The organism is Stenotrophomonas sp. GW821-FHT01H02A, assembly GCF_059422145.1.
Map to the genome: position 1 here is coordinate 611,313 of NZ_JBWKWI010000001.1, position 23,477 is coordinate 634,789.

24 protein-coding genes are annotated in these 23,477 nt (G+C 68.1%); 7 read left to right on the plus strand and 17 right to left on the minus strand.

The window, feature by feature from the left end:
* The first annotated feature begins 126 nt into the window (after positions 1-126).
* From AC07WC_RS02955 to hda, 3 genes are read left to right on the plus strand one after another with little or no spacing between them, the layout of a single operon-like run.
* Positions 127-1,251: a DUF2066 domain-containing protein gene (locus tag AC07WC_RS02955; protein WP_495208670.1), complete on the plus strand. Its 1,125-nt coding sequence runs from the start codon at positions 127-129 to the stop codon at positions 1,249-1,251.
* Positions 1,248-2,420: an AI-2E family transporter gene (locus AC07WC_RS02960; protein ID WP_495208671.1), complete on the plus strand. Its 1,173-nt coding sequence runs from the start codon at positions 1,248-1,250 to the stop codon at positions 2,418-2,420. Before AC07WC_RS02955 ends, AC07WC_RS02960 begins: the two co-directional genes overlap by 4 nt.
* Positions 2,417-3,127, plus strand: a complete 711-nt coding sequence (hda, locus tag AC07WC_RS02965; RefSeq protein WP_495208672.1) for a DnaA regulatory inactivator Hda — start codon at positions 2,417-2,419, stop codon at positions 3,125-3,127. The genes AC07WC_RS02960 and hda overlap by 4 nt, the downstream gene beginning before the upstream one ends.
* A gap of 37 nt (positions 3,128-3,164) precedes the next feature.
* On the opposite strand, the gene murU is transcribed toward hda, so the two are convergent.
* From murU to AC07WC_RS02985, 4 genes are read right to left on the minus strand one after another with little or no spacing between them, the layout of a single operon-like run.
* Positions 3,165-3,866, minus strand: a complete 702-nt coding sequence (murU, locus tag AC07WC_RS02970) for an N-acetylmuramate alpha-1-phosphate uridylyltransferase MurU (RefSeq protein ID WP_495208673.1) — start codon at positions 3,864-3,866, stop codon at positions 3,165-3,167.
* The gene (locus tag AC07WC_RS02975) at positions 3,863-4,888 is read right to left on the minus strand and encodes an aminoglycoside phosphotransferase family protein (protein ID WP_495208674.1); all 1,026 of its coding nucleotides are present in this window, start codon (positions 4,886-4,888) and stop codon (positions 3,863-3,865) included. The genes murU and AC07WC_RS02975 overlap by 4 nt, the downstream gene beginning before the upstream one ends.
* A gap of 58 nt (positions 4,889-4,946) precedes the next feature.
* Positions 4,947-5,216, minus strand: a complete 270-nt coding sequence (locus AC07WC_RS02980) for a GlsB/YeaQ/YmgE family stress response membrane protein (protein ID WP_088432806.1) — start codon at positions 5,214-5,216, stop codon at positions 4,947-4,949.
* Between the two features lie 60 nt (positions 5,217-5,276).
* On the minus strand, positions 5,277-6,770 hold the full coding sequence (locus tag AC07WC_RS02985) for a M20 family metallopeptidase (protein ID WP_019185649.1): 1,494 nt from the start codon (positions 6,768-6,770) through the stop codon (positions 5,277-5,279).
* A 229-nt stretch (positions 6,771-6,999) separates the two neighbouring features.
* Here AC07WC_RS02985 and AC07WC_RS02990 point away from each other — a divergent pair, with 229 nt between their 5' ends.
* The 4 genes from AC07WC_RS02990 (at position 7,000) to AC07WC_RS03005 (ending at position 10,153) form a co-directional block, all read left to right on the plus strand.
* A complete protein-coding gene (locus tag AC07WC_RS02990) occupies positions 7,000-7,299 on the plus strand; it encodes a ComEA family DNA-binding protein (RefSeq protein ID WP_495208675.1) in 300 nt (99 codons plus the stop codon).
* Positions 7,300-7,707: 408 nt separating this feature from the next.
* Positions 7,708-8,769 carry a L,D-transpeptidase gene (locus tag AC07WC_RS02995; protein WP_495208676.1) on the plus strand — a complete coding sequence of 354 codons (1,062 nt, stop codon included), beginning with the start codon at positions 7,708-7,710 and terminating at the stop codon, positions 8,767-8,769.
* Between the two features lie 27 nt (positions 8,770-8,796).
* On the plus strand, positions 8,797-9,504 hold the full coding sequence (locus tag AC07WC_RS03000) for a murein L,D-transpeptidase catalytic domain family protein (RefSeq protein WP_495208677.1): 708 nt from the start codon (positions 8,797-8,799) through the stop codon (positions 9,502-9,504).
* A 37-nt stretch (positions 9,505-9,541) separates the two neighbouring features.
* Positions 9,542-10,153, plus strand: a complete 612-nt coding sequence (locus AC07WC_RS03005; RefSeq protein ID WP_495208678.1) for a HutD/Ves family protein — start codon at positions 9,542-9,544, stop codon at positions 10,151-10,153.
* A gap of 17 nt (positions 10,154-10,170) precedes the next feature.
* Here AC07WC_RS03005 and AC07WC_RS03010 read toward each other — a convergent pair whose 3' ends face one another.
* From AC07WC_RS03010 to AC07WC_RS03070, 13 genes are all read right to left on the minus strand, one after another.
* Complete coding sequence (locus tag AC07WC_RS03010; protein WP_495208679.1) at positions 10,171-11,784, minus strand: sulfite reductase subunit alpha; 1,614 nt, start codon at positions 11,782-11,784, stop codon at positions 10,171-10,173.
* On the minus strand, positions 11,781-12,761 hold the full coding sequence (locus tag AC07WC_RS03015) for an FAD:protein FMN transferase (protein ID WP_495208680.1): 981 nt from the start codon (positions 12,759-12,761) through the stop codon (positions 11,781-11,783). The genes AC07WC_RS03010 and AC07WC_RS03015 overlap by 4 nt, the downstream gene beginning before the upstream one ends.
* Positions 12,762-12,880: 119 nt before the next feature.
* On the minus strand, positions 12,881-13,687 hold the full coding sequence (locus AC07WC_RS03020) for a DUF4198 domain-containing protein (protein ID WP_495208681.1): 807 nt from the start codon (positions 13,685-13,687) through the stop codon (positions 12,881-12,883).
* Positions 13,688-13,713: 26 nt separating this feature from the next.
* Positions 13,714-14,232, minus strand: a complete 519-nt coding sequence (locus AC07WC_RS03025) for a DUF2271 domain-containing protein (RefSeq protein ID WP_495208682.1) — start codon at positions 14,230-14,232, stop codon at positions 13,714-13,716.
* A 23-nt stretch (positions 14,233-14,255) separates the two neighbouring features.
* Complete coding sequence (locus AC07WC_RS03030; RefSeq protein ID WP_495208683.1) at positions 14,256-14,894, minus strand: PepSY-associated TM helix domain-containing protein; 639 nt, start codon at positions 14,892-14,894, stop codon at positions 14,256-14,258.
* Between the two features lie 147 nt (positions 14,895-15,041).
* Complete coding sequence (locus AC07WC_RS03035) at positions 15,042-17,465, minus strand: TonB-dependent receptor domain-containing protein (protein ID WP_495208684.1); 2,424 nt, start codon at positions 17,463-17,465, stop codon at positions 15,042-15,044.
* A gap of 140 nt (positions 17,466-17,605) precedes the next feature.
* Complete coding sequence (locus AC07WC_RS03040) at positions 17,606-18,037, minus strand: hypothetical protein (RefSeq protein WP_495208685.1); 432 nt, start codon at positions 18,035-18,037, stop codon at positions 17,606-17,608.
* Between the two features lie 130 nt (positions 18,038-18,167).
* Entirely contained in the window at positions 18,168-18,881 is a 714-nt protein-coding gene (locus AC07WC_RS03045; RefSeq protein ID WP_495208686.1) for a tetratricopeptide repeat protein, read from the minus strand.
* The gene (locus tag AC07WC_RS03050) at positions 18,874-19,563 is read right to left on the minus strand and encodes a Fe2+-dependent dioxygenase (protein ID WP_495208687.1); all 690 of its coding nucleotides are present in this window, start codon (positions 19,561-19,563) and stop codon (positions 18,874-18,876) included. The genes AC07WC_RS03045 and AC07WC_RS03050 overlap by 8 nt, the downstream gene beginning before the upstream one ends.
* Before the next feature lie 49 nt (positions 19,564-19,612).
* Entirely contained in the window at positions 19,613-21,898 is a 2,286-nt protein-coding gene (locus tag AC07WC_RS03055; protein ID WP_495208688.1) for a TonB-dependent receptor, read from the minus strand.
* Positions 21,899-22,041: 143 nt separating this feature from the next.
* On the minus strand, positions 22,042-22,428 hold the full coding sequence (locus AC07WC_RS03060; RefSeq protein WP_495208689.1) for a hypothetical protein: 387 nt from the start codon (positions 22,426-22,428) through the stop codon (positions 22,042-22,044).
* A gap of 89 nt (positions 22,429-22,517) precedes the next feature.
* Positions 22,518-22,850 (minus strand): non-heme iron oxygenase ferredoxin subunit, encoded by a 333-nt coding sequence (locus tag AC07WC_RS03065; RefSeq protein WP_495208690.1) that lies wholly within the window; start codon positions 22,848-22,850, stop codon positions 22,518-22,520.
* On the minus strand, positions 22,847-23,383 hold the full coding sequence (locus tag AC07WC_RS03070; protein WP_495208691.1) for a GNAT family N-acetyltransferase: 537 nt from the start codon (positions 23,381-23,383) through the stop codon (positions 22,847-22,849). The genes AC07WC_RS03065 and AC07WC_RS03070 overlap by 4 nt, the downstream gene beginning before the upstream one ends.
* Positions 23,384-23,477: the final 94 nt, after the last annotated feature.

The window sequence follows — 23,477 nt, forward strand, 5'->3', positions numbered from 1 at the left end:
GGACGGGGAATTGGTCACGGGCGTCGGCGCTGCGCTGGGGTGAAAGCGCGATTTTAACAGGCCACGTTGGCGCGCAGGCCCTATTCGGGCAACAATTCCCCCCGGATACGCTCAATGGAAGTCCTGATGCGCCGCAGCCTCTTTTTCATGATGTTCCTCGCGTTGTGCCTGCCGGTGGCCTCGATGGCCCAGAGCGGCCTGCGCACCGAAGGCGATGTGGCCACCGCCAGTGGCGCTTACGAGGCCGAGGTCCCGGTCAACAGCCAGGCCGATTCGGACCGCAACGGTGCCCTGGCCAGGGCGCTGGGCAATGTGCTGGCCAAGCTGTCGGGCGACCGCAGCGTGATGAGCCGCCCGGGCGTGATGCAGGCGCTGCGCAACGCCAAGGACTACGTGGCCAGCTATGACTACCGCCAGGACCAGAGCACCTCGGCCGGTGGCGCGCCGAGCTACCGCACGATCCTGGTGGCGCGCTTCCGCGAGGATGACGTCGACGGGCTGATCTCCGCCCTGGGCCTGCCGCTGTGGCCGCAGCCCCGGCCGAAGCCGGTGATCTGGCTGGCCATCGACGATGGCTCCGGCCCGCGCCTGGTCACCGTCCAGCAGGCCAACGCGGCCCGCCCGCTGCTCAACCGTGCCATCGAGCGGGGCTACAAGCTGGGCCTGCCCTCGGGCAGCGCCGCCGAGCAGGCGCTGGTCGGTGCGATCTGGCGCCAGGACACCGCCGCCGTGGCCCGCGCCTCGGCGCGCTATGCCCCGCCGATGCAGCTGGTCGGCAAGCTCTACCGCGATGGCAGCGGCTGGGTCGCCGACTGGGTGTTCGTCGACGGCGGCAAAGAACTGAACAAGTGGAGCACCAAGGACAGCGATGCCCGCCGCGCCATGGCCAGCGGTGCCGATGGCGCCGCCGATGCGCTGGTGCGTCGTTACGCCAAGGCCGGTGCCGCCACCGGTGCCGCCGGCACCTACACGATCGTGGTGCTGGGCCTGAACAGTGCCGAGGATTACATGCGCCTGGCCGCCGGCCTGCGCGAGACCGCCGTGGTCCGCAACGTCACCCCGCTGCGCGCCTCGGGCGATCGCCTGGAGCTGTCGCTGGAACTGACCACCGGCCTGGCCGGGCTGAACCGCATGCTGGGCGACAACGGGGTGATCGCGCCGACCGCGCCGCTGGCGCTGCCGGTGCCGATCGATGAGACCAGCCCCTCCGCCCCGCCGCCGCCGGCCAGCAACGAGTACCGCCTGCGATGATCCTCACCCCCGAAGCGGAAATCGCGCAGTTCCTCAGGCGGCTGAAGTATGTGCTGGTGGCGCTCGCCGCCGGCTGGGTGATCTGGCTGCTCGGTCCGATCCTGACCCCGTTCGTGCTGGCCCTGGCGCTGGCCTGGCTGGGCGACCCGCTGGTCGATCGGATCGAGGCCACGGGCCGCTCGCGCAACACCGGCGTGGTGCTGGTGTTCGTCGCGATGATCCTGCTGATCACCGCCGCCCTGCTGATCCTGGTGCCGATGATCGAGCGCCAGATCGCCACCCTGGTGGCGGCGATCCCGCAGGCACAGCAATGGCTGATGCAGACCGGCATCCCGTGGTTCGAGCAGAAGACCGGGCTGGAGATCATGCAGTGGATGGATCCGGACCGGCTGATCGAGTGGGTGCGCAGCCACTGGCAGCAGGCTGGCGGCTTCGCCAAGACCTTCTTCGGCTACGTGCAGCGCTCGGGCTTCACGATGGTGACCTGGGGGGTCAACATCCTGCTGCTGCCGATCCTGGCGTTCTACTTCCTGCGGGACTGGGACAAGCTGGTCGAGCGCGTGGCCTCGATGATTCCGCGCAACCACGTCGGCACCATCACCAACCTGGCGCGTGAATCGGACGAGGTGCTGGGTGCCTTCATCCGTGGCCAGTTCCTGGTGATGATCGCGCTGGGCGTGGTGTACGCCGCCGGGCTGTCGCTGGTCGGCCTCAAGCTGGGCCTGTTGATCGGCCTGGTGGCCGGCCTGATCAGCTTCATTCCCTACCTGGGCGCGACCACCGGCATCGTGATGGCGGTGGTGGCCGCGCTGGTGCAGGCGCAGGGCTTCGACCTCAAGCTGCTGATCCTGGTCGGCGTGGTGTTCACCGTGGGCCAGCTGCTGGAAAGCTATGTGCTGACCCCGCGCATCGTCGGCGACAAGATCGGCCTGCACCCGGTAGCAGTGATCTTCGCGGTGATGGCCGGTGGGCAGCTGTTCGGCTTCCTGGGCATGCTGCTGGCGCTGCCGGTGGCGGCGGTCAGCAACGTGCTGCTGCGCTATGCGCACCAGCGCTATCGCCAGAGTGACCTGTATGCCGGTGAGAAGTCGGCGATCGTGCTCGATGCCTACGTCGACAAGCCCGAGATCGTGATCGTGGGCAACCCGAAGGGGCCGGACGCGCAGTGAGTGTCGTCCCGCAGTTGCCGCTTGCCCTGCGTTACCCGCAGGACGAGCGGCTGGAGACCTTCATCGGTGCGCCGGATGGCGCGCTGGCGCAGCTGCGCGCCATTGCCGTGGGCGCTGCGCACGACTGGGTGTATCTGGAAGGCGCGGCGGGCACCGGCAAGACCCATCAGGCGCTGGCGATGTGCTCGCTGGCCGAACAGGCCGGCCGCCAGCCGACCTATCTGCCGCTGAAGGCGGTGGTCGGGCGCACCCGCGCCGCGTTGGAATCGCTGGAAGGGCGTGACCTGGTCGCGCTGGACGGGCTGGATGCCGTGGCCGGGCAGCGCGAAGACGAAGTGGCGCTGTTCGATTTCCACAACCGCGCGCGCGCGGCGGGGATCACCCTGCTCTACACCGCGCAGCACGCGCCGGATCAGCTTGGACTGGTGTTGCCGGACCTGCGCTCACGCCTGCAGCAGTGCGTGCGCGTGGTGCTGCAGCCGCTGGACGACGAAGGCCGTGCGGCGGTGCTGCGCGAGCGGGCGGCACGCCGTGGCCTGGCCATTGATGAAGCGGCGATCGAATGGTTGCTGACCCGCACCGGCCGTGAGCTGGGCAGCCTGGTCAGCCTGCTGGACTGGCTGGACCGCGAATCGCTGGCAGCGCAGCGCCGCATCACCGTGCCGTTCCTGCGCCAGGTCCTGGAAGACGGCCCGCACCTGTTGTAGAGCCGACCGGGTGGCGCCCGTCCTGTTGCCCATGCCGTCAGCGCAGCTGCGCGTCCAACTGCGCCAATCGTTCCGGCGTGCCCACATCCGTCCATCTACCCGCGTGATGCTGGCCGGTGACGCGCCCCTGCGCCATCGCATGCCGCAGCAGCGGCGCAAGGCCGAACTGCGGCGGTGTCGCGTTGGCCCCGGCAGTCGCGCCGATCACCGTCCACCAACCGTCAATGATCGCCGGGCGGTATACGCCGATACCGGCATAGGTGAGCCGCGCGCTGTCGCCGTCGTCGCTGACCCGGCCATCGTGGTGCAGGATGAAATCACCGCGTGGGTGCTGCGCCGGATTGTCGACCAGCACCAGATGTGCATCGCTGGCGGGCGTGCGCGGCAGCGTGGCGACATCCAGGTCCGTCCACACATCGCCATTGACCACCAGGAACGGCGCCTCGCCGAGGATCGGCAATGCATTGAGAATGCCACCGCCGGTTTCCAGCGGTACGCCGCCCTCATCGATGAAGTGCAGGCGCAGCCCCCAGCGGGCACCATCGCCGAGCGCGGGCGCGAACTGGTCGCCCAGCCATGAGGTGTTGATCACCACCTCGTCGATGCCGGCCGCGGCAAGCCGTTCCAGGTGCCACACGATCAGTGGTTTGCCACCGGCGACCAGCAGTGGCTTGGGCGTATGCAGGGTCAGCGGGCGCATGCGCTCGCCTTTGCCGGCCGAGAAGATCATCGCCTTCATGGGCGTGCCAGCACCGGCTCGGCGATGCGGGCCAGGGCCGGCTTGATGCGCAGTTCGACCAGATCATGCAGTGGCGCGAGCTGCGGATGGCGCGGCAGCACTTCATCCAGGTAGCGGATGAAGCGAGGTGCATCCTCGAAATAATGGCCCTTGCCATCGCGGTCGCGCAGGCGCACGAACAGGCCGAGGATCTTCAGGTGGCGCTGCACGCCCATCCAGTCCGCGTCGCGCAGGAACTGCGGCCACGGCCGCACCGGCAGACCGGCAGCCAGGGCGAGCGCGTGATAACGCGCCAGCCAGGCATCCACGCGCTCGATCGGCCAGCTCAGGAACGCATCCTTGAACAGGCTGACCGGGTCGTAGGCGATCGGCCCGCGCACCAGGTCCTGGAAATCCAGCACCGCCGGGCCGCCGTCGATCGGCATCAGGTTGCGTGGCATGAAGTCACGGTGGGTCAGCACCTGCGGCTGCTGCAGCGCGTTGTCCATCAGCAGGCGGTGCATGCGCTGCAGATTCTCGATCTCGCCGCAGTCCAGTTCCAGGCCGAGGTGGCGTTGCAGGAACCATTCGTCGAACAGCCCGGCATCACGCTGCAGCAGTGCCTCGCCGAAGCTGCCCATGCCCTCGGGCACCGGGATCGACTGCAACCGGATCAGCTGTGCGAAGGCGGCATCGAACCAGGCATCGGCGTTGTCGTTGTCGATGTGGCGCGCCAGCGTCGGGCCGCCGAGATCTTCCAGCAGCAGGAAGCCGTTGTCCTCATCGCGCGCCAGTACCTGCGGCACGCGCACGCCGTTGGGCTCGAGCAGGTCGTGCATGCGCAGCCACGGCCGCACATCCTCCAACCCGGGCGGGGAGTCCATCACGATGTGGCTGCCGCGCGCGCTGGTGGCGCGCCAGTAGCTGCGGAAACCGGCATCGACCGAAGCACGGTCGAGCGTGGTGGCCGGGTCGCCGAGGGCGGCGCAGGTCCACTGCCGGCGGTGTTCGGCGCGCAGCGGATCGGAAGCAGGATCGTTCATGGACGGGTACGTCGAAGCGGCGCCGGAGGGCGCGCGGGAAAGAAGAAGAGGGCGATGCTCAGCGCTTGCTGCTGAACAGCCGCAGCACGGCCAGGACTGCGACCGCACCGAGGATCGCGCCAATGAAACCGGCAGGCTCGCCGCGGGCATACCAGCCCATGTATTGGCCGAACCAGCCGGCCAGCAGCGCACCGGCGATGCCGAGCACGATGGTCAGCAGGCAGCCCATGCGGTTGTTGCCGGGCATGAAGAAACGCCCGAGCAGACCGACGACGAAGCCGACCAGGATGATGTAGAGCCAGCTGGTGCTGCCAAACAGTCCGTTCATGCCAGAGACGTCAGTAGTAGGTGGACGCAGCCTAGCAAGGCCAGGCTGCGTCCGCCAACGTCAGCAGCAGCCGTGGCCGCCGTGACGGGTGCCGCTGTCGGCCGCGACCGGCGAACCGCTGGTCTCGCCGCGCAGGCTGGCCGCGTAGTGCTCGCTGATCACCTTGGACACGCACGAGGTCACGCGCTTGCCCATCGGGATGTGCAGGAACTCGTTCGGGCCATGGGCGTTGGAATGCGGGCCGAGCACACCGGTGATCATGAACTGCGCGCCCGGGAACTTCTCGCCGAGCATGCCCATGAACGGGATCGAGCCGCCTTCGCCCATGTACATCGCCGGCTTGCCGAAGAAGGTCTGGCTGGCGTCGTCGATCGCCTGGGTCAGCCACGGCGCCATGGCCGGGGCATTCCAGCCGCTGGAGGCCTTTTCCAGGTCCAGCTTCACTTCCGCACCGTTCGGCGGATCGCGCAGCAGGGCTTCCTTGAGCAGCTCGCCACAGGCCTTGCCGTCAGCGGTCGGGGGCAGGCGCAGCGACAGCTTCACCGCGGTGTGCGGGCGCAGCACATTGCCGGCCGAGGCCAGCGGCGGCAGGCCGTCCACGCCGGTGACCGACAGCGCCGGGCGCCAGGTGCGGTTGAGCACCAGTTCGGCCAGGTCATCGTTCATCGGGCGCAGGCCGTCGACCATCGGGAATTTCTCGAAGATCGCGGTGTCCACCACTTCGGCGGCACGCTTGGCCTGTTCCTGGCGCTCGGCCGGGATCTCGACGTTCATGCCGTCGATCAGGATGCGGCCGGTGTTTTCGTCCTCGATGCGCGAGATCAACTGGCGCAGCAGGCGGAAGCTGGACGGGATCACGCCGGAGGCATCGCCGGAATGCACGCCTTCGTTGAGCACCTTGACCGAGAAGTTGCCGCCGGTCAGGCCGCGCAGCGAGGTGGTGCACCACAGCTGATCGTAGTTGGCGCAGCCCGAATCCAGGCACACCACCAGCGACGGCTTGCCGATGCGCTCGGCCAGATGATCAACGTAGGCGGGCAGGTCGTAGCTGCCGGATTCTTCGCAGGCTTCGATCAGGATCACGCAGCGCGCGTGCGGCAGGCCCTGTTCCTGCAGCGCCAGCACTGCGGCCAGCGAGCCGAACATCGCGTAGCCGTCATCGGCGCCGCCGCGGCCGTACAGCTTGTCGCCGCGCAGGACCGGGATCCACGGGCCCAGATCGTCGTCCCAGCCGGTCATTTCCGGCTGCTTGTCCAGGTGTCCGTAGAGCAGGATCGTGTCGTCGCCGGTCTCGGCTCCGGAGGCCGGGATTTCCAGCAGCAGCAGCGGGGTGCGGCCTTCCAGGCGCACGACCTCGACGGTCAGGCCCGGCAGGTTCTGGGCCTTGGCCCAGGTTTCCATCAGGGTGACGGCCTGTTCCATGTAGCCGTTGGCGACCCAATCGGCATCGAACATCGGCGATTTGTTGGGGATACGGATGTAATCGACCAATTGCGGGACGATCTCGTTGTCCCACTTTTCACTGACGAATTGGCCGAGCTTGGCGCTGTCCATCTGAACTCCGAAGTGCTTTTGACAAGTCCGACCATTCTACGCCTGCGGTGGGGTAGGTATTTCCCTACACCACGTCGGGTGTTAGGCCTGCTGTGTGAAGGCGTCGTGGACGATAGGCTGTGTGTATGTGGCGAGGGACGCTGGAGCCTTCGACAGGATTGCCGGCAGGGGCCGGTTCCGAGCCACAAGGAGTTGCACAGTGGGACCTTGGTTTTCGTGCAGGGCGCTGGTGCTGGGACTGTTGTTGAGCGGAACGGCCCTCGCGGCCGATCGGATCGACATCAATACGGCCGATGCGTCGACGCTGCAGCAGGGATTGGCGAACGTGGGGCCGATGAAGGCCGAGGCGATCGTCGCGTACCGGCGACAACACGGCCCTTTTGAACGCGTCGAGGATCTGGCGCGGGTGAAAGGGATAGGGACAGCTACCGTCGAACGGAATCGACAACGGATGACCACCGGGGCCAGGCAGGCGCCGGTCCAGGCACCGCCCAGGAGGGCAGCGCCGGTCGCCGTACCAAGGCGCTGAAGAACAGGATACGTCGGGACAGGCAGGATGCCGGTCACTGGTTGCCACGGCAGGATGTCGCGGCGGCACCGACCGCTGCAGGGACGCAGCACGCAGGGAAGCGGCGCGGAAGGAGCGGCGCGGACCCACCAGGACGGTGGCATCCAGACCCCGGGAAGGGCTGAGATGGCGGAAGCATATACGGCCGAGTGCAGGGAGCATGGCCGGCACCCAGACTGGGCAGGACGCACAGGGGGAAGGCGGGATGCCGACAAGGATGTATCGATTGCCCGGTCTGCACACGGAGGTGTGGCCGGGCAATTACTTTTTGGGACGGACGAAACCCAGCGCGTGGCCGCACGTGGTTTTCGCGAACGCATGCAGGCACTTCGTGTAGCGTGACGGCATCTCTTCGAATGGATGCACGACATGGCAGTACGCAGCACGCTGTTGAGTCTGGCGCTCGGGACGCTGCTGGCGACCGGGATGCTTCCCGCCACCGCCGCCAACAGTGCGCCGACGGCCAACAAGACGACCGAGGCCCCGCGTGGCCCGACCGATCTCAAGCCAGGTGAATTCCTCTGGCATCCGGAAATCTCGCCGTCCGGCCCGATCGTGCTGGTGGTCAGCCTCGATGAGCAGCGTGCCTACGTGTACCGCAACGGCATCGCGATCGGCATGAGCACGATCAGCTCGGGCAAGACCGGGCATGAAACCCCGACCGGTGTGTTCACGATCCTGCAGAAGGACAAGGACCACAGATCCAATCTCTACAACAGCGCCCCGATGCCCTACATGCAGCGCCTGACCTGGGACGGCATCGCGCTGCACGGCGGCAGCCTGCCCGGGCATCCGGCCTCGCACGGCTGCGTGCGGTTGCCGCAGGCGTTCGCGCAGAAGCTGTTCGGCGAGACCCATCGGGGCGATACCGTGGTGGTGGCCGATGCCAAGAGCGCACCGATGACGCTGGCCTATCCGGCCGTGCTGGCCCCGGTCAGCAGCACCGGCAAGCCGCTGGTCGAGACGACCGACGCGCCCGCGCATTACTGGAATGATGCGGCCGCACCGGCCGGCCAGGTCGGCATCCTGGTCAGCCTGCACGACCAGCGCCTGTACGTGCTGCGCGACGGCGTGCTGATCGGCGAGTCGCGGCTGGAAGCCAAGGCGTTGCCGGCCTTCGAGGGGACCACCCTGTTCGTGATGGGCCAGGGCTACCAGGACAACCCCAGCCCGCTGGACCCGCATCGTCCGCTGCACCGTTGGACCGCCTATCCGCTGCTTGGCCAGACCGCCGCCAATGCGACCCCGGACCTGTTGGCCACGCCGAGCCTGCCGATGGCGCTGCCGCCGGAATTCGCCGAACAGCTGTACAGCGTGCTGGTGCCCGGCACCACGCTGCTGGTGACCAGCCTGCCGGCGGTACGCCCGGTGGCCGATGAACAGAACCTGCAGCCTGTCTTGGAATCCGATGCCGGTGGGTCCACTTTGTAAGGGTTGCCTCCGCCTGGTGAGCTGCCCATGCCCGTAGTGAAATTGCTGCCTGCCGCGTTCTGCGGCCTGATCGCGTCCGCCACCGCGGGCGCGGCCAGCCCTGCGCCGGCGGCGACCGGCAGCCCGGTGCAGATGGCCGAGATGCTGGCCAAGGCGGCCCCGGCGGCGGACAAGCATGTCCTGCAGCTGGCGGCACATGCGATGCGCTGTGCGCTGCGCCGGCCGGAGCTCGGCGTCGACCCGGGCAAGTTGAGCGTGATCGATTACTCGCGGCCGTCGACCGAACCCCGCATGTGGATTTTCGATCTCACACGGCAGCGGCTGCTGTTCGAGGAGTGGGTGGCGCACGGGCGCAACAGCGGCGATAACCGCACCCAGCATTTTTCCAACAAGGACGGCAGCTTCATGTCCAGCCTCGGCGCGTTCACCGCCAAGGAAACCTACATGGGCGGCAACGGTTATTCATTGCGGCTGGAAGGGCTGGAGCCGGGCTTCAACGACCATGCCCGCGATCGCGCGATCGTCATCCACGGCGCGCCGTACGTGAATCCCGCGATCGCGCGCCTGCAGGGGCGTCTGGGCCGCAGCCTGGGCTGCCCCGCGGTGCGCTTGTCAGTGGCCCGACCGCTGATCGACAGCCTGCGGGGCGGCACGATGGTGTTCGCGTACTACCCGGACAAAGACTGGCTGGCACGTTCGCGGCTGCTGGAACCTGATTGCGGCGGCGTGTCCTGACAGGACTGCGCTACCTCGGCTCAGGCACACTAGGCGCATGTCGACCGATACCGTCCTGAGCGCGGCGAGCCGCGTCATTCCCTCCTTCGAGTACCGCCGCGAACGCTGGCGCAATGGCCTGGGCTGGACCCGCGAGATCCTGCGCGTGCCCGACAACGATGCGTGGCAGGTGCGCCTGTCGATCGCCGAGATCGAGCAGGACGCCGCCTTCTCGGCGTTTCCCGGCATCGACCGCGAACTGGTGCTGCTGCGTGGTGAAGGCCTGCGCCTGCGTTTCGCCGATGGCGCGCTGCATACGCTGATGCCGCCGCATGATCGCCTGCGGTTCGCCGGCGAGGCGCAGGTGACCGGCGAACTGATCGACGGCGTGACCCACGATTTCAATCTGATGTGGCGGCGTGATGCCGTGCGGGCCGAACTGCTGCACCGGCCATTGGTCGGCAGCATGTTCTTCTTTACCGAACCCGACGTGGCGTGGGCGATCCATCTGCTGGCCGGCCAGGCCGAGTTTGAAGGTGAGCCATCGCTGGCGCCGCTGGCCGCCGGTGATACCGCGTGGCTGGCGGCCGGTGAGCGCCGCCGCTTCGCGTTGCACGGCGGCGGCGAGTTGCTGGCGATCAGGGTGAGTGCGGGTGGCAGCAAGGCCTGATCGGCCGTAGGTGGCCCTCAGTACACGTCGCGCCGATAGCGTCCGGCCACGATCAGCGCTTCTTTTCCATCGCGGCCCAGGGCCTGCTCGATCACCGCATCCACCGCCGGCGCCATGCCCTGCAGGCTGCCACAGACCAGGATCGTGGCACCGTCGCGCACCCACTGCTGCAGCGTCTGCATCTGTGCCCGCAACCGGTCCTGCACGTAGTGGTGCTCGCCTCCCTCACGGCTGAACACCGTATCCAGGCGTGCGATCCAGCCGTCGCGCTGCCAGGCGCGCAGGTCGTCGCCGAAGAAAAAGTCGTGCGCGGCGGTGCGTTCGCCGAACAGCAGCCAATTGCGCCGCGCGCCGGCGCTGATGCGCTCGCGCAGGTGCGCGCGCAGGCCGGCGATGCCGGTACCGTTGCCGATCAGGATCAGCGGGGTTGCCGCTGGCGCACCATGGAAGTTCGGGTTGCTGCGGAAGCGCAGGTCGATGCGGCCGTCCAGCGCGGCGTGATCGCACAGCCAACCGCTGCCCAGGCCCGGCGTGCCATCGGGACGCAACTGGCGGCGCAGCAGCAGCTGTACCTGGCCTTCGCTGGGCAGGCTGGCGATCGAGTACTCGCGATGCGGCAGTGGGCGCAGTGCGGCGACCAGGGCGTCCGCATCGGCCGGCGCGGGTGTTTCTTCACTGCCGGGCAGGTGCGCGCGCGCGAGATGCGCACGCAGCGGCTGTCCGCCGATGAGCGTGTCGCCGTCCCACGGCGTAGCACGCAGCCAGGCCTCGACCTCCGCCGGTGCATGCTGCGGCCCGATCTCGACCACGTCGCCGGCCTGCCAGACCGGCAGCACGCCATCGGCGGGGACCAGAGTGATGCGGTAGGTGGGTGCGCCCGGGCTGCCGGGGTTTTCCAGATGCCGTGCCTGCAGTTGCCACGGCAGGTATTCGGCCGGGGCCCAGTCCGGCAGATCGGTGGCGTCGCCGCCGAGCTGGCCGAGCAGTTGCTGCCAGTGGCGCAGCGCGCCGGGATCGGCATTGTCCACTTCGACCGTATCGAACAGCGGGTGCGCACCGTGCTGGCGCAGCCATGCATCGAGCTGGTGGCCGAACGCGCAGAAATGACCGTAGCTGCGATCGCCGAGCGCCAGCACGCCGTAGTGCAGCCGTGGCAACGTGAGCGCCAGCGGCATCACCTTGTGCAGGAAAGGCAGGGCATGATCCGGCGCGTCGCCTTCGCCGGTGGTACTGACCACGAACAACGCCTGCCCGCTTTGCTGCAGAAGCTCGGCCGTCACCGCATGCAGCGCACGCAGGCGGACCGGCAGTCCGGCCGCGCGCAAGGCCTCCGCGCTGCGTTCGCACAGCTGCTGCGCGAAGCCGGTCTGGCTCGCCCAGACCAGCAGAATCGGGGCGCGCGCGGTGTCCGCCACACGCTCCTGCCGCGGTCGTCCACGCCACCAGATCAGCGAGCAGAACGCTGCATAGAGCACGAGGCTGCCGGCCGCCCAACGCCAGTGCGACGCCAGCGGCGCGCTTTGCCACCAGGCGTCGCCCAGATGCAGGCGCAGCAGCGCCCAGGCGATGACGCCCAGCAGCGCCATGACCACGACATTGCCCAGCCAGGATCGCGAGGGACGCGTACTCATGCCGCGCCTGCGCGGTCATCGGCAAGCAACTGCTCGAATGCGGGACTCATGTATTCCTCGATACCGTGCGCACCACGGCCGACGAAGCGTGCGGCCAGCGCATGGGTGCGCGCAAATGCCATGCCGTCGTTCCTGCCCATCACCGTCAATGCGGTGGCCCAGGCATCGGCCTGCATGGCGCTGTCGGCGACCACGGTCACCGCGGCCGCAGCGCGCGTGACCGGCGCCCCGATGCGTGGATCCAGCGTGTGGCTGAACTGCTCGCCGCCCTGCTCGAAGTGGTGCCAGCGATCACCGGAGGTGGCGACCGCGCGGTCCGTCAGTGCCAGCACGCGCGGCGGGTAGGCCGCCTGCGCGTCCTCATCCGGGGCGGATTCGACCAGCACACGCCACGGTTGGCCGTCTGGCTTGCGGCCGAAGCCATGCAGTTCGCCGCCGACCTCCACCAACGCGGCGTGCACCCCGTTCTGACGCAGCCACGCACTGACCTGATCGACGCCAAAGCCCTTGGCGATCGCCGACAGATCCAGTGCCAGTCCACCGGGTTGCCGCAGACGACCGGGCTGCCACTGCAATCGTCCCCAGCCACAGCGGGCACGGGTCGCGGCGAGGGTGGCCGCATCCGGGATGCGCCGGGCCTGCGCCTGTGCGCCGAATCCCCACAGCGCCACCAGCGGGCCGACGGTCGGATCGAAGGCGCCGCCGCTGCGCTGCGCGATCTCCAGCGCGCACTGCATCACCGTGTCGAGCAACGGCGGCAACGCCTGCCATTCCCCGGGGGAGGCACGGTTGAAGCGCGTGATGTCGCTGTCGTCTTCCCAGGTACTCATCTGCGCCACGATGGCATCGAGCTGCGCCTGGACGCCGGCATGCAACGGGTGCAGGTCGCGGGTGGGCGCCACGGCCAGCTTTACCTGCCAGGCGGTGCCCATGGTGTGGCCACCGAGGCTGGCGATGTCGAAATCCGGGTTGTTCATGGGGGTGGGCAGATCGGGCCTGGCAAGCCCGAGGGCCGGAATGCGTCGGGTGAGAAGCCCCCGTCAGGTCGGCGGGGGCGGGTGGGGAGGACGGCGCGCGCACGGCACGCCGAAGGCAGTTACTCCGGCAGTACTTCCAGCGTGGCCACGTAGCTCAGGCGACGCCTCTTGGCTTCCTTGATCGAGGTCTTGCCGTCTTCGGTGCCGGTTTCGAGCCAGTACATGCCCGCTTCCGGCCAAGTGACGGCAAACTCGCCCTTGGCATCGGTGCTGACCTTGATCTCCTCCTGCGCGTTGCGGTACCGGGTGCCGCCGCGGGTGATCTCGAATTCAAGGCCGGCGGTCGGCTTGCCGTCGACCAGCACGCGGAAGCGCGCGGCCTCACCGGCGACCAGATCGTTCGGGTGGGCCAGCGCGATCATCTCGATGCCCTGGTTGGTCGGCTTGAGCGCGGTGTCGTTCGGGGTGCCGTTGGTGACGAAGGTCTCCACGCGACCGACCGACTGCGAGACCTGCAGGTTCTTGGCGTTTTTCGGAACCTCGGTGGCGAAGGTGGCCGGGGTGCCGCGCCAGCGCTTGGGCTTGCCGTCTTCTTCCCAGCTGGCCGACAGGCCGTTGTTGATGGTGGCCAGGCGGTAGGTGCCCTGCTGGGTCAGCTCGACATCGAACACGCTGCGGAACTTGCCGGTCGCCGCGTTCTGCGGCTGCACGGTGCTGCCGTCGGGCGCGGTGATGACCAGGGTGTCCAGGCGCAGCGGTACATGGTTGAAGTAGAACAGGTCGTTGGAAACCGCCGCATCGACGGTGATCCACGGGTTGGTGCCCGCGATCACGGTCTGCGAGGGCTGCAGCCAGGCTTTGTGGGCCAGAGCGGAGAACGGAAGTGCGGCGGCCATGGCGGCGGCGAGGACGAGCGTGCGCTTCATCGAAAAACTCCAGGTGGATGGGTGGGTCAGGGTTTGGCGTTCAGGGTGACCAGACCGAGTTCGGTCGCGCCCTGGGCCTTGCCCGACTGCGCGGACGTGACCGGCCAGGTGAAGGGGATCTTGAGCAGTTCGCGCCCACCGACTTCGCGCACCGCTTCCACCACGAGGGTGTAGTTGCCCGGGGCCAGCGCCTTGAGCGCGGGCTGCCTGTCATTGAACGAGAGCGCGTGTTTGCCGACCGGGCGGGTCGGGCCGGTCACGCCGTCCACCGGCACCTCCAGCGTCCGGCCGCTCTTGCGCCACCACTGGCGCAGGTCGGGCAGCCACTTGGTGCCATGGCCTTCGGCGTTGCCGGTCTGCTGGTACCAGACCGAAAGGTTGGCGGCGACCTTCTGGTCGGCGCCTTCCAGCCACACGGCCACATACGGGCGGTGATATTCGGCCACGTTGAGCTTGGGCACCTCGACATTGATGTCCAGGGTGGTGGCATAGGCCGGCGAAGTGGCCAGCAGGCCGCTCAGGGCGATGGTCAGGGTGACGCGCATGGTGCGGCTCCGGAAGGGGACGGTCAGTGGATGAGGATCAGGGCGATCAGCAGCGGAATCAGCAGCCCCAGGCCGACCAGCGGCCAGGTCATGCGGCGCTGGCGGGCATGCAGGTGCAGCAGGAACAGGCCGGTAATGCAGAACACCAGGCAGGCCACGGCGAAGATGTCCAGGAACCAGCCCCAGGCCGGCCCCGCATTGCGCCCTTTATGCAGATCGTTGAAATAGGACACCCAGCCGCGCGCGGTGGATTCATATTCCACGGCGCCGGACTCACGGTCGATGCTCAGCCAGGCATCCGCCCCCGGGCTGGGCATGGACAGATAGATTTCGCCGTCGGACCATTCGGCGGGACGGCGCCCGATCGAGATGCCGAGCTGCGCGTCCAGCCAGCGGCTGGCCACGCGCGGGATCGGTGCCTTGCCGTCGGCACGGTCACCGAGCTTGCCGAGCAGCTCGGCAGGCAGCGCCAACTGGCGGCTCACCACCTCCGGCGTGGCTTCGATCCGGGAGGCGTGGTTCAGGGTGATGCCGGTCGCGGCGAACAGCAGCATGCCGATCAGGCACACCGCCGAGCTGATCCAGTGCCACTGGTGCAGCGTGCGCAGCCAGAAGCCGCGGCGTTGTTGTTGCACGCTGGAAGAGGATGCGCTGGTGGCCACGATCGCAGGAGGGAGTACTGAGGGGCGAATTACATCATTGTTGAGAATGATTCGCAATTTGTAGAGGACGGCGGCGTTCCGTTGCCGGTCTGCCGCCCTGGCTCGGGATCGGGCGCGACGCCACCCCGGGCGCCGCGCCGGTGCGCCTCAGAACTTGGCGTTCAACGAGATCCAGTAGCTGCGACGCTGGTCCTTGGTGGAATAGTCGTCCACGCAGCTGTACTCGCTGTCGCTGACCAGCACGCAGGACTGCGAGACGAAGTCCTTGTCGAACAGATTGTTGACCCGGGCATTGACGGTCAGCCAGCGGGTGATGTCCCAGCTGCCGCCGAGGTGGAAGATCGTGTAGTCCTCGTAGTAGCGGGTCTGCGAGCTGTTCACGCCCCCGACGTTGCTGACCAGGGTGTCGCGATAGCGGTCGTAGCGGCCTTCGCCGATCAGCGACAAGCTGACCGCCTCGCTGATCTGCCAGTTCAGGCTGGCATTGGCCATGTGCCTGGCCGGGTTGCCGGTGATCGGCTGGCCCTTGCCGGTGCCGCTGGTCTGCTCGCTTCTGGTCCAGGTGTAGTTGCCGCGCAACTGCAGGTTGTCCAGCAGATCGACCTGGGCGGCCGCTTCGACGCCGCGGGTTTCGGCCTTGTCGATGTTCACGCTCTGGCTGAAGGTGCTGTAGCCCAGCTCGGCCCAGCCCGGGCCGATGTCCACGCAGTAGCTGCCATCGTTCGGGGCCACTTCGCAGTTGGCGAACGTGCCGCCGCTGGCGATCTTGTCATCGAACCGGTTGAGGAAGCCGGTGACGTTGAAGCCCCAGCGCTCGCCTTCGTAGTACGCGGCGATTTCGTAGTTGGTGCTGGTTTCCGGCTTGAGGTTGGGCGAGCCGACCAGCGGGATCACGCCCTGGCCACCGAAGCCGACGATGCCCGGGAACAGCTGGTCCGGACGCGGGGTCTTGTAACCGGTGCTGACGCCGCCCTTGAGGGTCCAGGCATCGTTGGCGTTCCACACCAGGTAGGCGCGCGGGCTGACGTGGCTGCCGAAGATGTTGTGGTCGTCATAGCGCACGCCGACCGTGGCGGTCAGGGTGTCGGTCAGCGACCAATTGTCTTCGGCGAACAGCGCCCACATGCGGTGCTGCTGCTTGACGTTGTTCTTGTAGCCAGCCCCATCCATGCCGAACACGCCGTCGATCATGTCGGTGTCGTTGTACTGGCCGCCGACGGTGAGCTTGTGTGCGCCGAAGGTCAGGTCGAGCATCGTGTCGAGCACGTTGCCCTTCAGTTCCATGGTCCGCAGCGGGCGCGGCAGGAAGGCCTGCAGGCGGGCCATCTCGGCCGGGTCGAGCGCAGCCAGTCCGTTGCGTGCACTGGCTGCGCAGTTGGCGGCGGCGCCGGTACGGCGGCAGACGTCGTTCCACAGCGTCTGCAGATCGGCGCGTTCGTCCAGGGTCAGTGGCAGCGAGCGGCCGAGGTTGTTGCTGGTGATGTGGGTCAGCGTGGTCTGCCAGGTGCCGAATTCATAGCGGCCCTGATGGGTCAGCGCCAGCTGGTCGCGCTCGTAACGCTGGTAGGCGGTGTAGCCCACGCGCGGTTGCACCACGCGACGGGTCAGGGTGCCGGTGCCGTTCGGGTTGGGGATCGTGGCATTGCCCACGCGCCACAGGCTGGCCAGGCTGTCCAGGGTGCCGGTCTGGCCTTCGCTGTTGTCGTACTTCTGGCGCGACACATCGTAATCCAGCCACAACTCGTGGTCGTCATTGACGATGAAGTTCAGGCGCATGCCGGCGTTCCAGTTGGTGTTGGCCACCGCCTTGCCGCCGGCCCCGAAGCCGATGCTGCGCGACCACATCGTGCCGTCCGGCAGCGGCAGGTCATCCCATTCCGGGTTGGAGGCCTTGGCGTCGTAATAGCTGCCGCGGACCGACATGCCCAGGCGCTCCTTGACCAGTGGGCCGCTGAGGTAGACATCGGTGCTGCGCGCGTCACCGAACTGGTTGTCCTGCTGCACCGTGAAGCCCTGGGTCACCGCGCCGTGCCATTCGCTCTGGTTGCGGCGGGTGATGATGTTGATCACCCCACCCATGGCATCGGAGCCGTACAGGGTGGACATCGGGCCGCGCACCACTTCGATGCGTTCGATCGCATCCAGCGGTGGCATGTAGGAGAACTGGCCGCCGCCGAAGTTGTTCGGGTACAGGTTGCCGGCATTGCTCTGGCGGCGACCGTCGATCAGCACCAGGGTGTAGTCCGAGGGCATGCCACGCATGGAGATGGTGGCGCGGCCGTTCTTGTCGGTCGGCTCCATGCCCACGTCGATGCCTTCCACGTCGCGCAGCGCATCCACCAGGCTGGTGTACGGGCGCTTGCTGAGCTCTTCGCGGCTGATCACGCTGATGCTGGCCGGCGCATCGGCGATCTTCTGCTCGAAGCCCGCAGCGGTGACCACCACCTTGTCCAGCGTGGTCGGGCCGGCAGCGTCGCCGCTGGCGATGGCCGGGGCGCTCAGCACACCAAGCAGTGCGATGGAGAGGGTGCAACGGGACAGGGACGTGCGACGACGATGGCGCTGGGCCATGGGGGTAACCTCGAGAAGGGGAACGCGGACGCGACGTGGCAGGCCGCAGGACGGCAGCACGCGGAGGAATCAACAAGGCCCGGAGCGGGCCGGACGCGCGGGGCGGAACGGGAGCGCGATGGCGCCGCCCGCCGCTGGACTCAGCCCCGTGGAGGTGCCTGGCCGCGCTGGACGCGCAGGCCGGGGGCGGCGGGCAGCGGCGTGGCCGGTGCCGAGTCGATGGCGGGGACGATGCGTGGCGGCTGTGCCGCCAGGCTGGCCATCAGCGAATCAAGCGATTCCACGACCGGAGGCAACGACGGCGGCAGCGTCGGGGCAGGGCGCGCGCCCGCAACCCGGCGTGGCTTGGCCGGGCTTTCTTCCTGCGGCGCGGTCTCACCGCCGCCTGCCGGATGCTCGCCCATCGGCATCTGCAGGACCATCGCGGTGCTGCCTGGGACAGCTCGTTCCAGCACCGGCAGCCCGGCCAGCAGCAGCGAGAGCAGGCCCAGCCATGCCAGCACGGTCGACAACGCGTGCTGCCGCCCGCGCATGGCGGGTGCAAAGCTGCGGTGGCGGTGTGGATGGCGCAAGCGGAGCCCCTGTCGAACGGCCGGTCGATCAGCGGACCGGCAACGCGGCGGAATTGTAGGTGAGATGCGTTAACGGACGCAAATGAGAATGATTAATGATTTCTGGCGACACCGTCGCCGCGAAGCCGGATCACGCCACCAGTGCGCGGATCGCCGGGTGCGGTGATGCCGCCAAGGTGGGCCGCAGGTAGGCGAGAAACGAGGGGCTACCGTGCGCGAGGGCGCGCTGCAGCCATGCCGCGGCAGCGTCGATGTCGCCGGCGGCGAGCAACAGGGACGCATGGCTGGCCTGGCCGCGGAAATCACCGGCCTCGGCCGAGTGCCGGTACCACGCCGGTGCCGCCGCCGGATCAGCGGCCACGCCGATGCCGTCCTCGAGGCAGCGGCCGACCAGATTCATCGACTTGGCGTGGCCGCGCCGCGCCGCACGGAGGTACAGCGCGAACGCCGCCTGCTCGTCGCGCGGCACCCCACGGCCGGTGCCCAGCAGGTTGGCCAGGTTGTACAGGCCCCAATCCAGTTCGGCATCGGCGGCCTTGCGGTACCAGACCGCTGCCAGCGCCAGGTTGACCGGCGTTCCGGTGCCCAGTTCGTGGCAGCGGCCGAGCATGTTCATGGCGATGGCGAGGCCACCGTTGGCGGCGCGCTCGAACCAGAGCATGGCCGCGGCGGCATCGGGCGCGATTCCGCGACCCTCCATCCGGGCCTGGCCGAGCAGGAACTGCGCCTGCGGGTCGCCGCGCTGTGCGGTGGCTTCCAGCGTGGCGAGCGCGGCGGCCGGATCGTGCTGCATCTGATCGGCCAGTGCCGCTACGTCGAGCGCATGGGGCGTGGCCTCAGACATCGGCCCACTGCCGCAGCAGGTTGTGATACACGCCGGTCAGGTTCACCAGCGCAGGGTGTTCGGGATGGTCATGGGTGAGGCGGCGGATCGAGACATCCAGGTCCCACATCAGGCGCCGCTGGCCGTCATCGCGCAGCATGCTCTGGATCCAGAAGAACGAGGCCAGTCGCGTGCCGGCGGTGACCGGCGTGACCTGGTGCAGGCTGGTGCCCGGGTACAGCACCATGTGTCCGGCCGGCAGTTTGACCCGCTGGTTGCCGTACGTGTCTTCGATCACCAGCTCGCCGCCCTCGTACTCGTCCGGATCGCTCAGGAACAGGGTGGCCGAGAGGTCGGTACGCACCGGCTGCGGTTGGCCGGGGGCGGTGTAGTCGTAGCGCACCGCGTTGTCGACATGGAACCCGAAGGTCTGCCCGGGCTGATAGCAGTTGAACAGCGGCGGGAAGATGCGACGCGGCAGTGCCGCCGAGAAGAACGTGCTGTTGCGGCCGAGCGCATCGAGGATGGCCGAGCCGACCGCACGCGCGGCCGGATCGGCATCGGGCAACTGCAGGTTGTGCTTGGCCTGCGCGGACTGGTAGCCGGCGGTCAGGCGGCCGTCGGTCCAGCCGGCCGTGGCCAGCTGCTGGCGGGCCTGGGTGACCTGCTCGGCGGTGAGGACGTCGGGGATGTGCAGCAGCATGGTGGGCTCCAGCCCCTCCCGCGCCGGAACGCGGGAGGGAGCGTATCGCTTAGAACTTGAAGTTGAAGGCCAGCGTGGCCGAACGACCCGGCGCGATGGCGGCGTAGTGCGAAGCGTACGCCTTGGTGAAGTAGGTTTTGTTGGTCAGGTTCTGCACGTTCAACTGCAGGTTGTAGCGTTCGCTGAAGGCGTAGCCGACCATCGCATCCCAACGGGTGTAGGACGGCACCCACTTGGTGTTGTTGACGTTGCCGTAGACCTTGTCCACGTAGTTGGCCCCGGCGCCCAGGCTCAGGCCCGGCACGAACGTCGGCGCCCACGTGGTCCACAGGCTGGCGCTGTGCTTGGCGGTGTTGGGGAACTGGTTGCCGTTGAACGGCGACGGCACGTAGACGCCGTTGACCAGCGCGAAACCATTGTCCTCGACCACGGCATCCAGGTAGGTGTAACCACCGAAGACCTGCCAGCCATCGACGATGGTGCCGCTGAAGCCGAGCTCGGCGCCCTTGACCTTCCTGGTGCCGGCGTTCTGCGTGGTACCGGCATCGCTGGTCACCCGTGCGTTGCTCATCTCGGTCTGGAAGATCGCACCGGTCAGCGACAGGCGGGCATCGAGCAGATCCCACTTGGTGCCCAGCTCGATGTTGCGGCTGCGCTGCGGCTTGAGGTCCTGGATGGTCGCGCTGATGCCGTCGGCGCCATCACCGCCGTCCACGCCGACCGGGGTGGAGGAGGTGCCCCACGAGAGGTAGATGCTGCCGTTCTCGACCGGCTTGAACACCAGGCCGGCCTGGCCGTTCCAGAACGAAGTGTCGTTGCGCAGGTGCTGCAGGTTGGCCGCGGCCGTCGGGTTGAACTGGTGCGTGTTGTAGTCGTCGAAGCGCGCACCCAGGTTCAGCATCCACTGCTCGCTGAAGCTGATCGTATCGAACACATAGGCCGACTTGGTGCGGGTGGTCTGGCGCACGTCGCGGGCCGGATCGCTGCGGGTGACGGTATGCGTGGCCGACCACGGATCGTTCGGGTTGGGGTTGGTCAGGTCGGTGCAGTTGTAGCCGGTGGCCGCGCCGGTGGTCGGGCAGCTCTGGTTGCCGGTCAGCGGATTGTTGGTGCCCGCGGTGGTCTGGCCGTTGGGGCGGACCACGTCGCCGATCAGGTAGCTGCCGCGCACGGTCTTTTCGCTGCTGTATTCCACGCCGGCGTTGAAGCTGTGGCGCAGCGGGCCGGTTTCCAGCTCACCGGTCACGCTGGTCTGGTTGACGAAGCTGTCGGTCTGGGTGGCGCGCGAGTTGGTGCGGCGCCAGACCGTGCCGAACAGGTTAGGATTGCCCTTGCTGTCGTCTGGCTGGGTCCACAGGTAGTTGTTGCTGGTATCGCCGTAGCGGGTGATGTTGCGCAGGACGATGCCACCGAAATCGTGCGACAGGTTCAAGGTGGTGATGTCCGCCTTGGTCTTCTGGAAGTCGCGGTCGACCAGACCGTAGAACGCGTCGCGGTTGGTCACGATCGGGCTGCCGTCGCCATTGAGCGGCAGGTTGGGGCCGCTGCTGAACGGGTTGTTGTACGGGAAGCCGCCGGCATCGGGCAGGTCATCGGTTTCCATGTGGTAGTGGCTGATCACCGCCTGGGTCGGACCGTTCAGGCCGAAGGCCAGCGATGGCGCGATGCCCCAGCGGCTGCTGTTCACTGCATCGCGTCCGGCCACGTCGGCCTCGTGCTTCATGATGTTCACGCGCGCGGCGATGCCGTCGCCGATCACCTGGTTGGCATCCAGCGTGCCGCGGTAGTAGCTGTCCGTGCCAGCGGCCAGGCTGCCGGCCACGAAGTTCTCCAGCTTCGGCGTCTTGCTGACCAGGCTGATGGTGCCGCCGGCCGAACCGCGGCCGGAGTAGGCCGAGCTCGGGCCCTTGACCACGTCGATCTGCTCGATCGCGAATACTTCGCGGGTCTGGCTGCCGGCGTCGCGGATGCCATCCACGTAGATGTCCGACGCCGAATCGAAGCCGCGGATGAAGGGACGGTCGCCGGTCGGGTTGCCGCCTTCGCCGGCGCCGAAGGTGATGCCCGGCACGGTGCGCAGTGCATCCAGCAGGGTGGTGGCGGCAGTCTGCTCGATCACCTGCTGGGAGATCACGCTGACCGACTTGGGCGTATCCAGCAGCGGTGCGGTGAACTTGGAGGACTGCGCACGCACGCGCTCGCCGTGGACATCGACGCCGTCCAGTTCGGTGGCGCGCTGCGGGTCGGCGGCAGCATCGGTCTCGGCGTGGGCGATGGCGGGGGCGGCGATGGCCAGCAGCAGAGCGGACGACAACGGAGTCGGGCGGACGGTCATGAGGATTCCTGGAAAGGCGAACGAAAGCCGGACGGCGCGCGGCGGTCACGGCGGATGGGAGGCAGGGGGAAAACCGAGAGACGGCCGACGCTGCGCGATCGCGCAGGCGTGGCGGGCATCGACGCGCAGCGTCGACGTCGTGATCAGGCGCCGGGAGGGGCGTGGCCGGGATTGAGGCGCAGCGAGGGTTCCAGCCGCTGCCGGCGCAGCGCGTCGGACGGCCACAGCGGGACGGCGGCGACCCACGGCGTGCGGCGCATGCGAGGCGGCGTCGCCGGCTCGCTGGGCTCGGGGTCGGCGCCGGTCTCGACCATCAGGGATGGCTCGGCCGGGAGTTCCGGCGCGGGCGTAGAGGGAGCCGACGCCTGGCGCGCGCGGTCGGCGCCAGGCGAGTTGGAGGCTTGTGCCCCCGCGCGGGTCATCCCGGCGCTACCGGCGCCGTCTGCCGTCAGCCAGCCGCACGCCAGCAGCACCACGCAGAACGTGGCCCACAGGGCAGCGATACCAAGGGCGGAGCGGTTGGCGGACACGGATTACCGGGCAGAAGCGGCCAAGTGACCGCAATGCCTATGGTAATAGGAACAATTCGCGTTTTCAAAACGCCGGCGTTCAGCCGGAGTCAGTCGCGGTCGTCGCGGGCCCAGACCCCGTCGTGTTCCCGCTTGACCGGGAACTTCGCCACCGGCGAGTACGCCGGGGCGCACAGGGCGCGGCCGTCGCGGATATCGAAGCGGGCCCCGTGCAGGACGCACTCGATGCTGGCCTCGCCGGTATCGAAGGTGCCCGAGGACAGCTCGAACTCATCGTGGGTGCACTGGTCTTCGAGTGCGTACAGTTCGCCGTCCAGGTTGAACACCACGATCGGCGTGCCGGTCACTTCGTCGAAGGTGCTCTTCATCTCGCCGGGCAGCAGCTCGGCGCTGGCGCAGACGAAGGTCCAGGTCTCGCTCACGCCGGCACCGCCAGCGGCTTTTCCAGGATCTCGAAGCGCAGATCGTCGCGCTTGGGAATGCCGAAACGCTCATCACCGTACGGGAAGGGCTTCTTGATGCCGGTGCGCTGGTAGCCCCGGCGCTCGTAGAAGGCGATCAGCTCATCGCGGACGTCGATCACCGTCATCTGCATGACCGGCACGCCCCACTCGCGCGCTGCATGCGCTTCGGCTGCCAGCATCAGTTGCTTGCCGATGCCGCCACCCTGCTGGGCCGGGTCGACCGAGAACATGCCGAAGTAGCCCTTGCCGAGGTCATCGGCCACGTGCGCACAGGCCAGCAGCTGGCCATCGCGCTCGGCCAGCAGGATGGTCGAGCGCGGCTTGGCGAGGTCGGCCTGCAGGCCGTCGGCATCGATGCGGGCGCCGTCCAGCAGGTCGGCCTCGGTGGTCCAACCGGCCCGGCTGGCATCGCCACGGTAGGCGGAGGTGACCAGGGCGATCAGGGCGGGGATGTCGGCGGCAGTGGCCGCGCGGAAGGTCAGGGTGCTCATGCGCCGATTCTAGACCAGGGTGCGGCACGATCCATCCGATCATCGGGCTGAATGCATTTGGGGGAACGCTAAGCGAATCGCGCGCCAGCGGCCA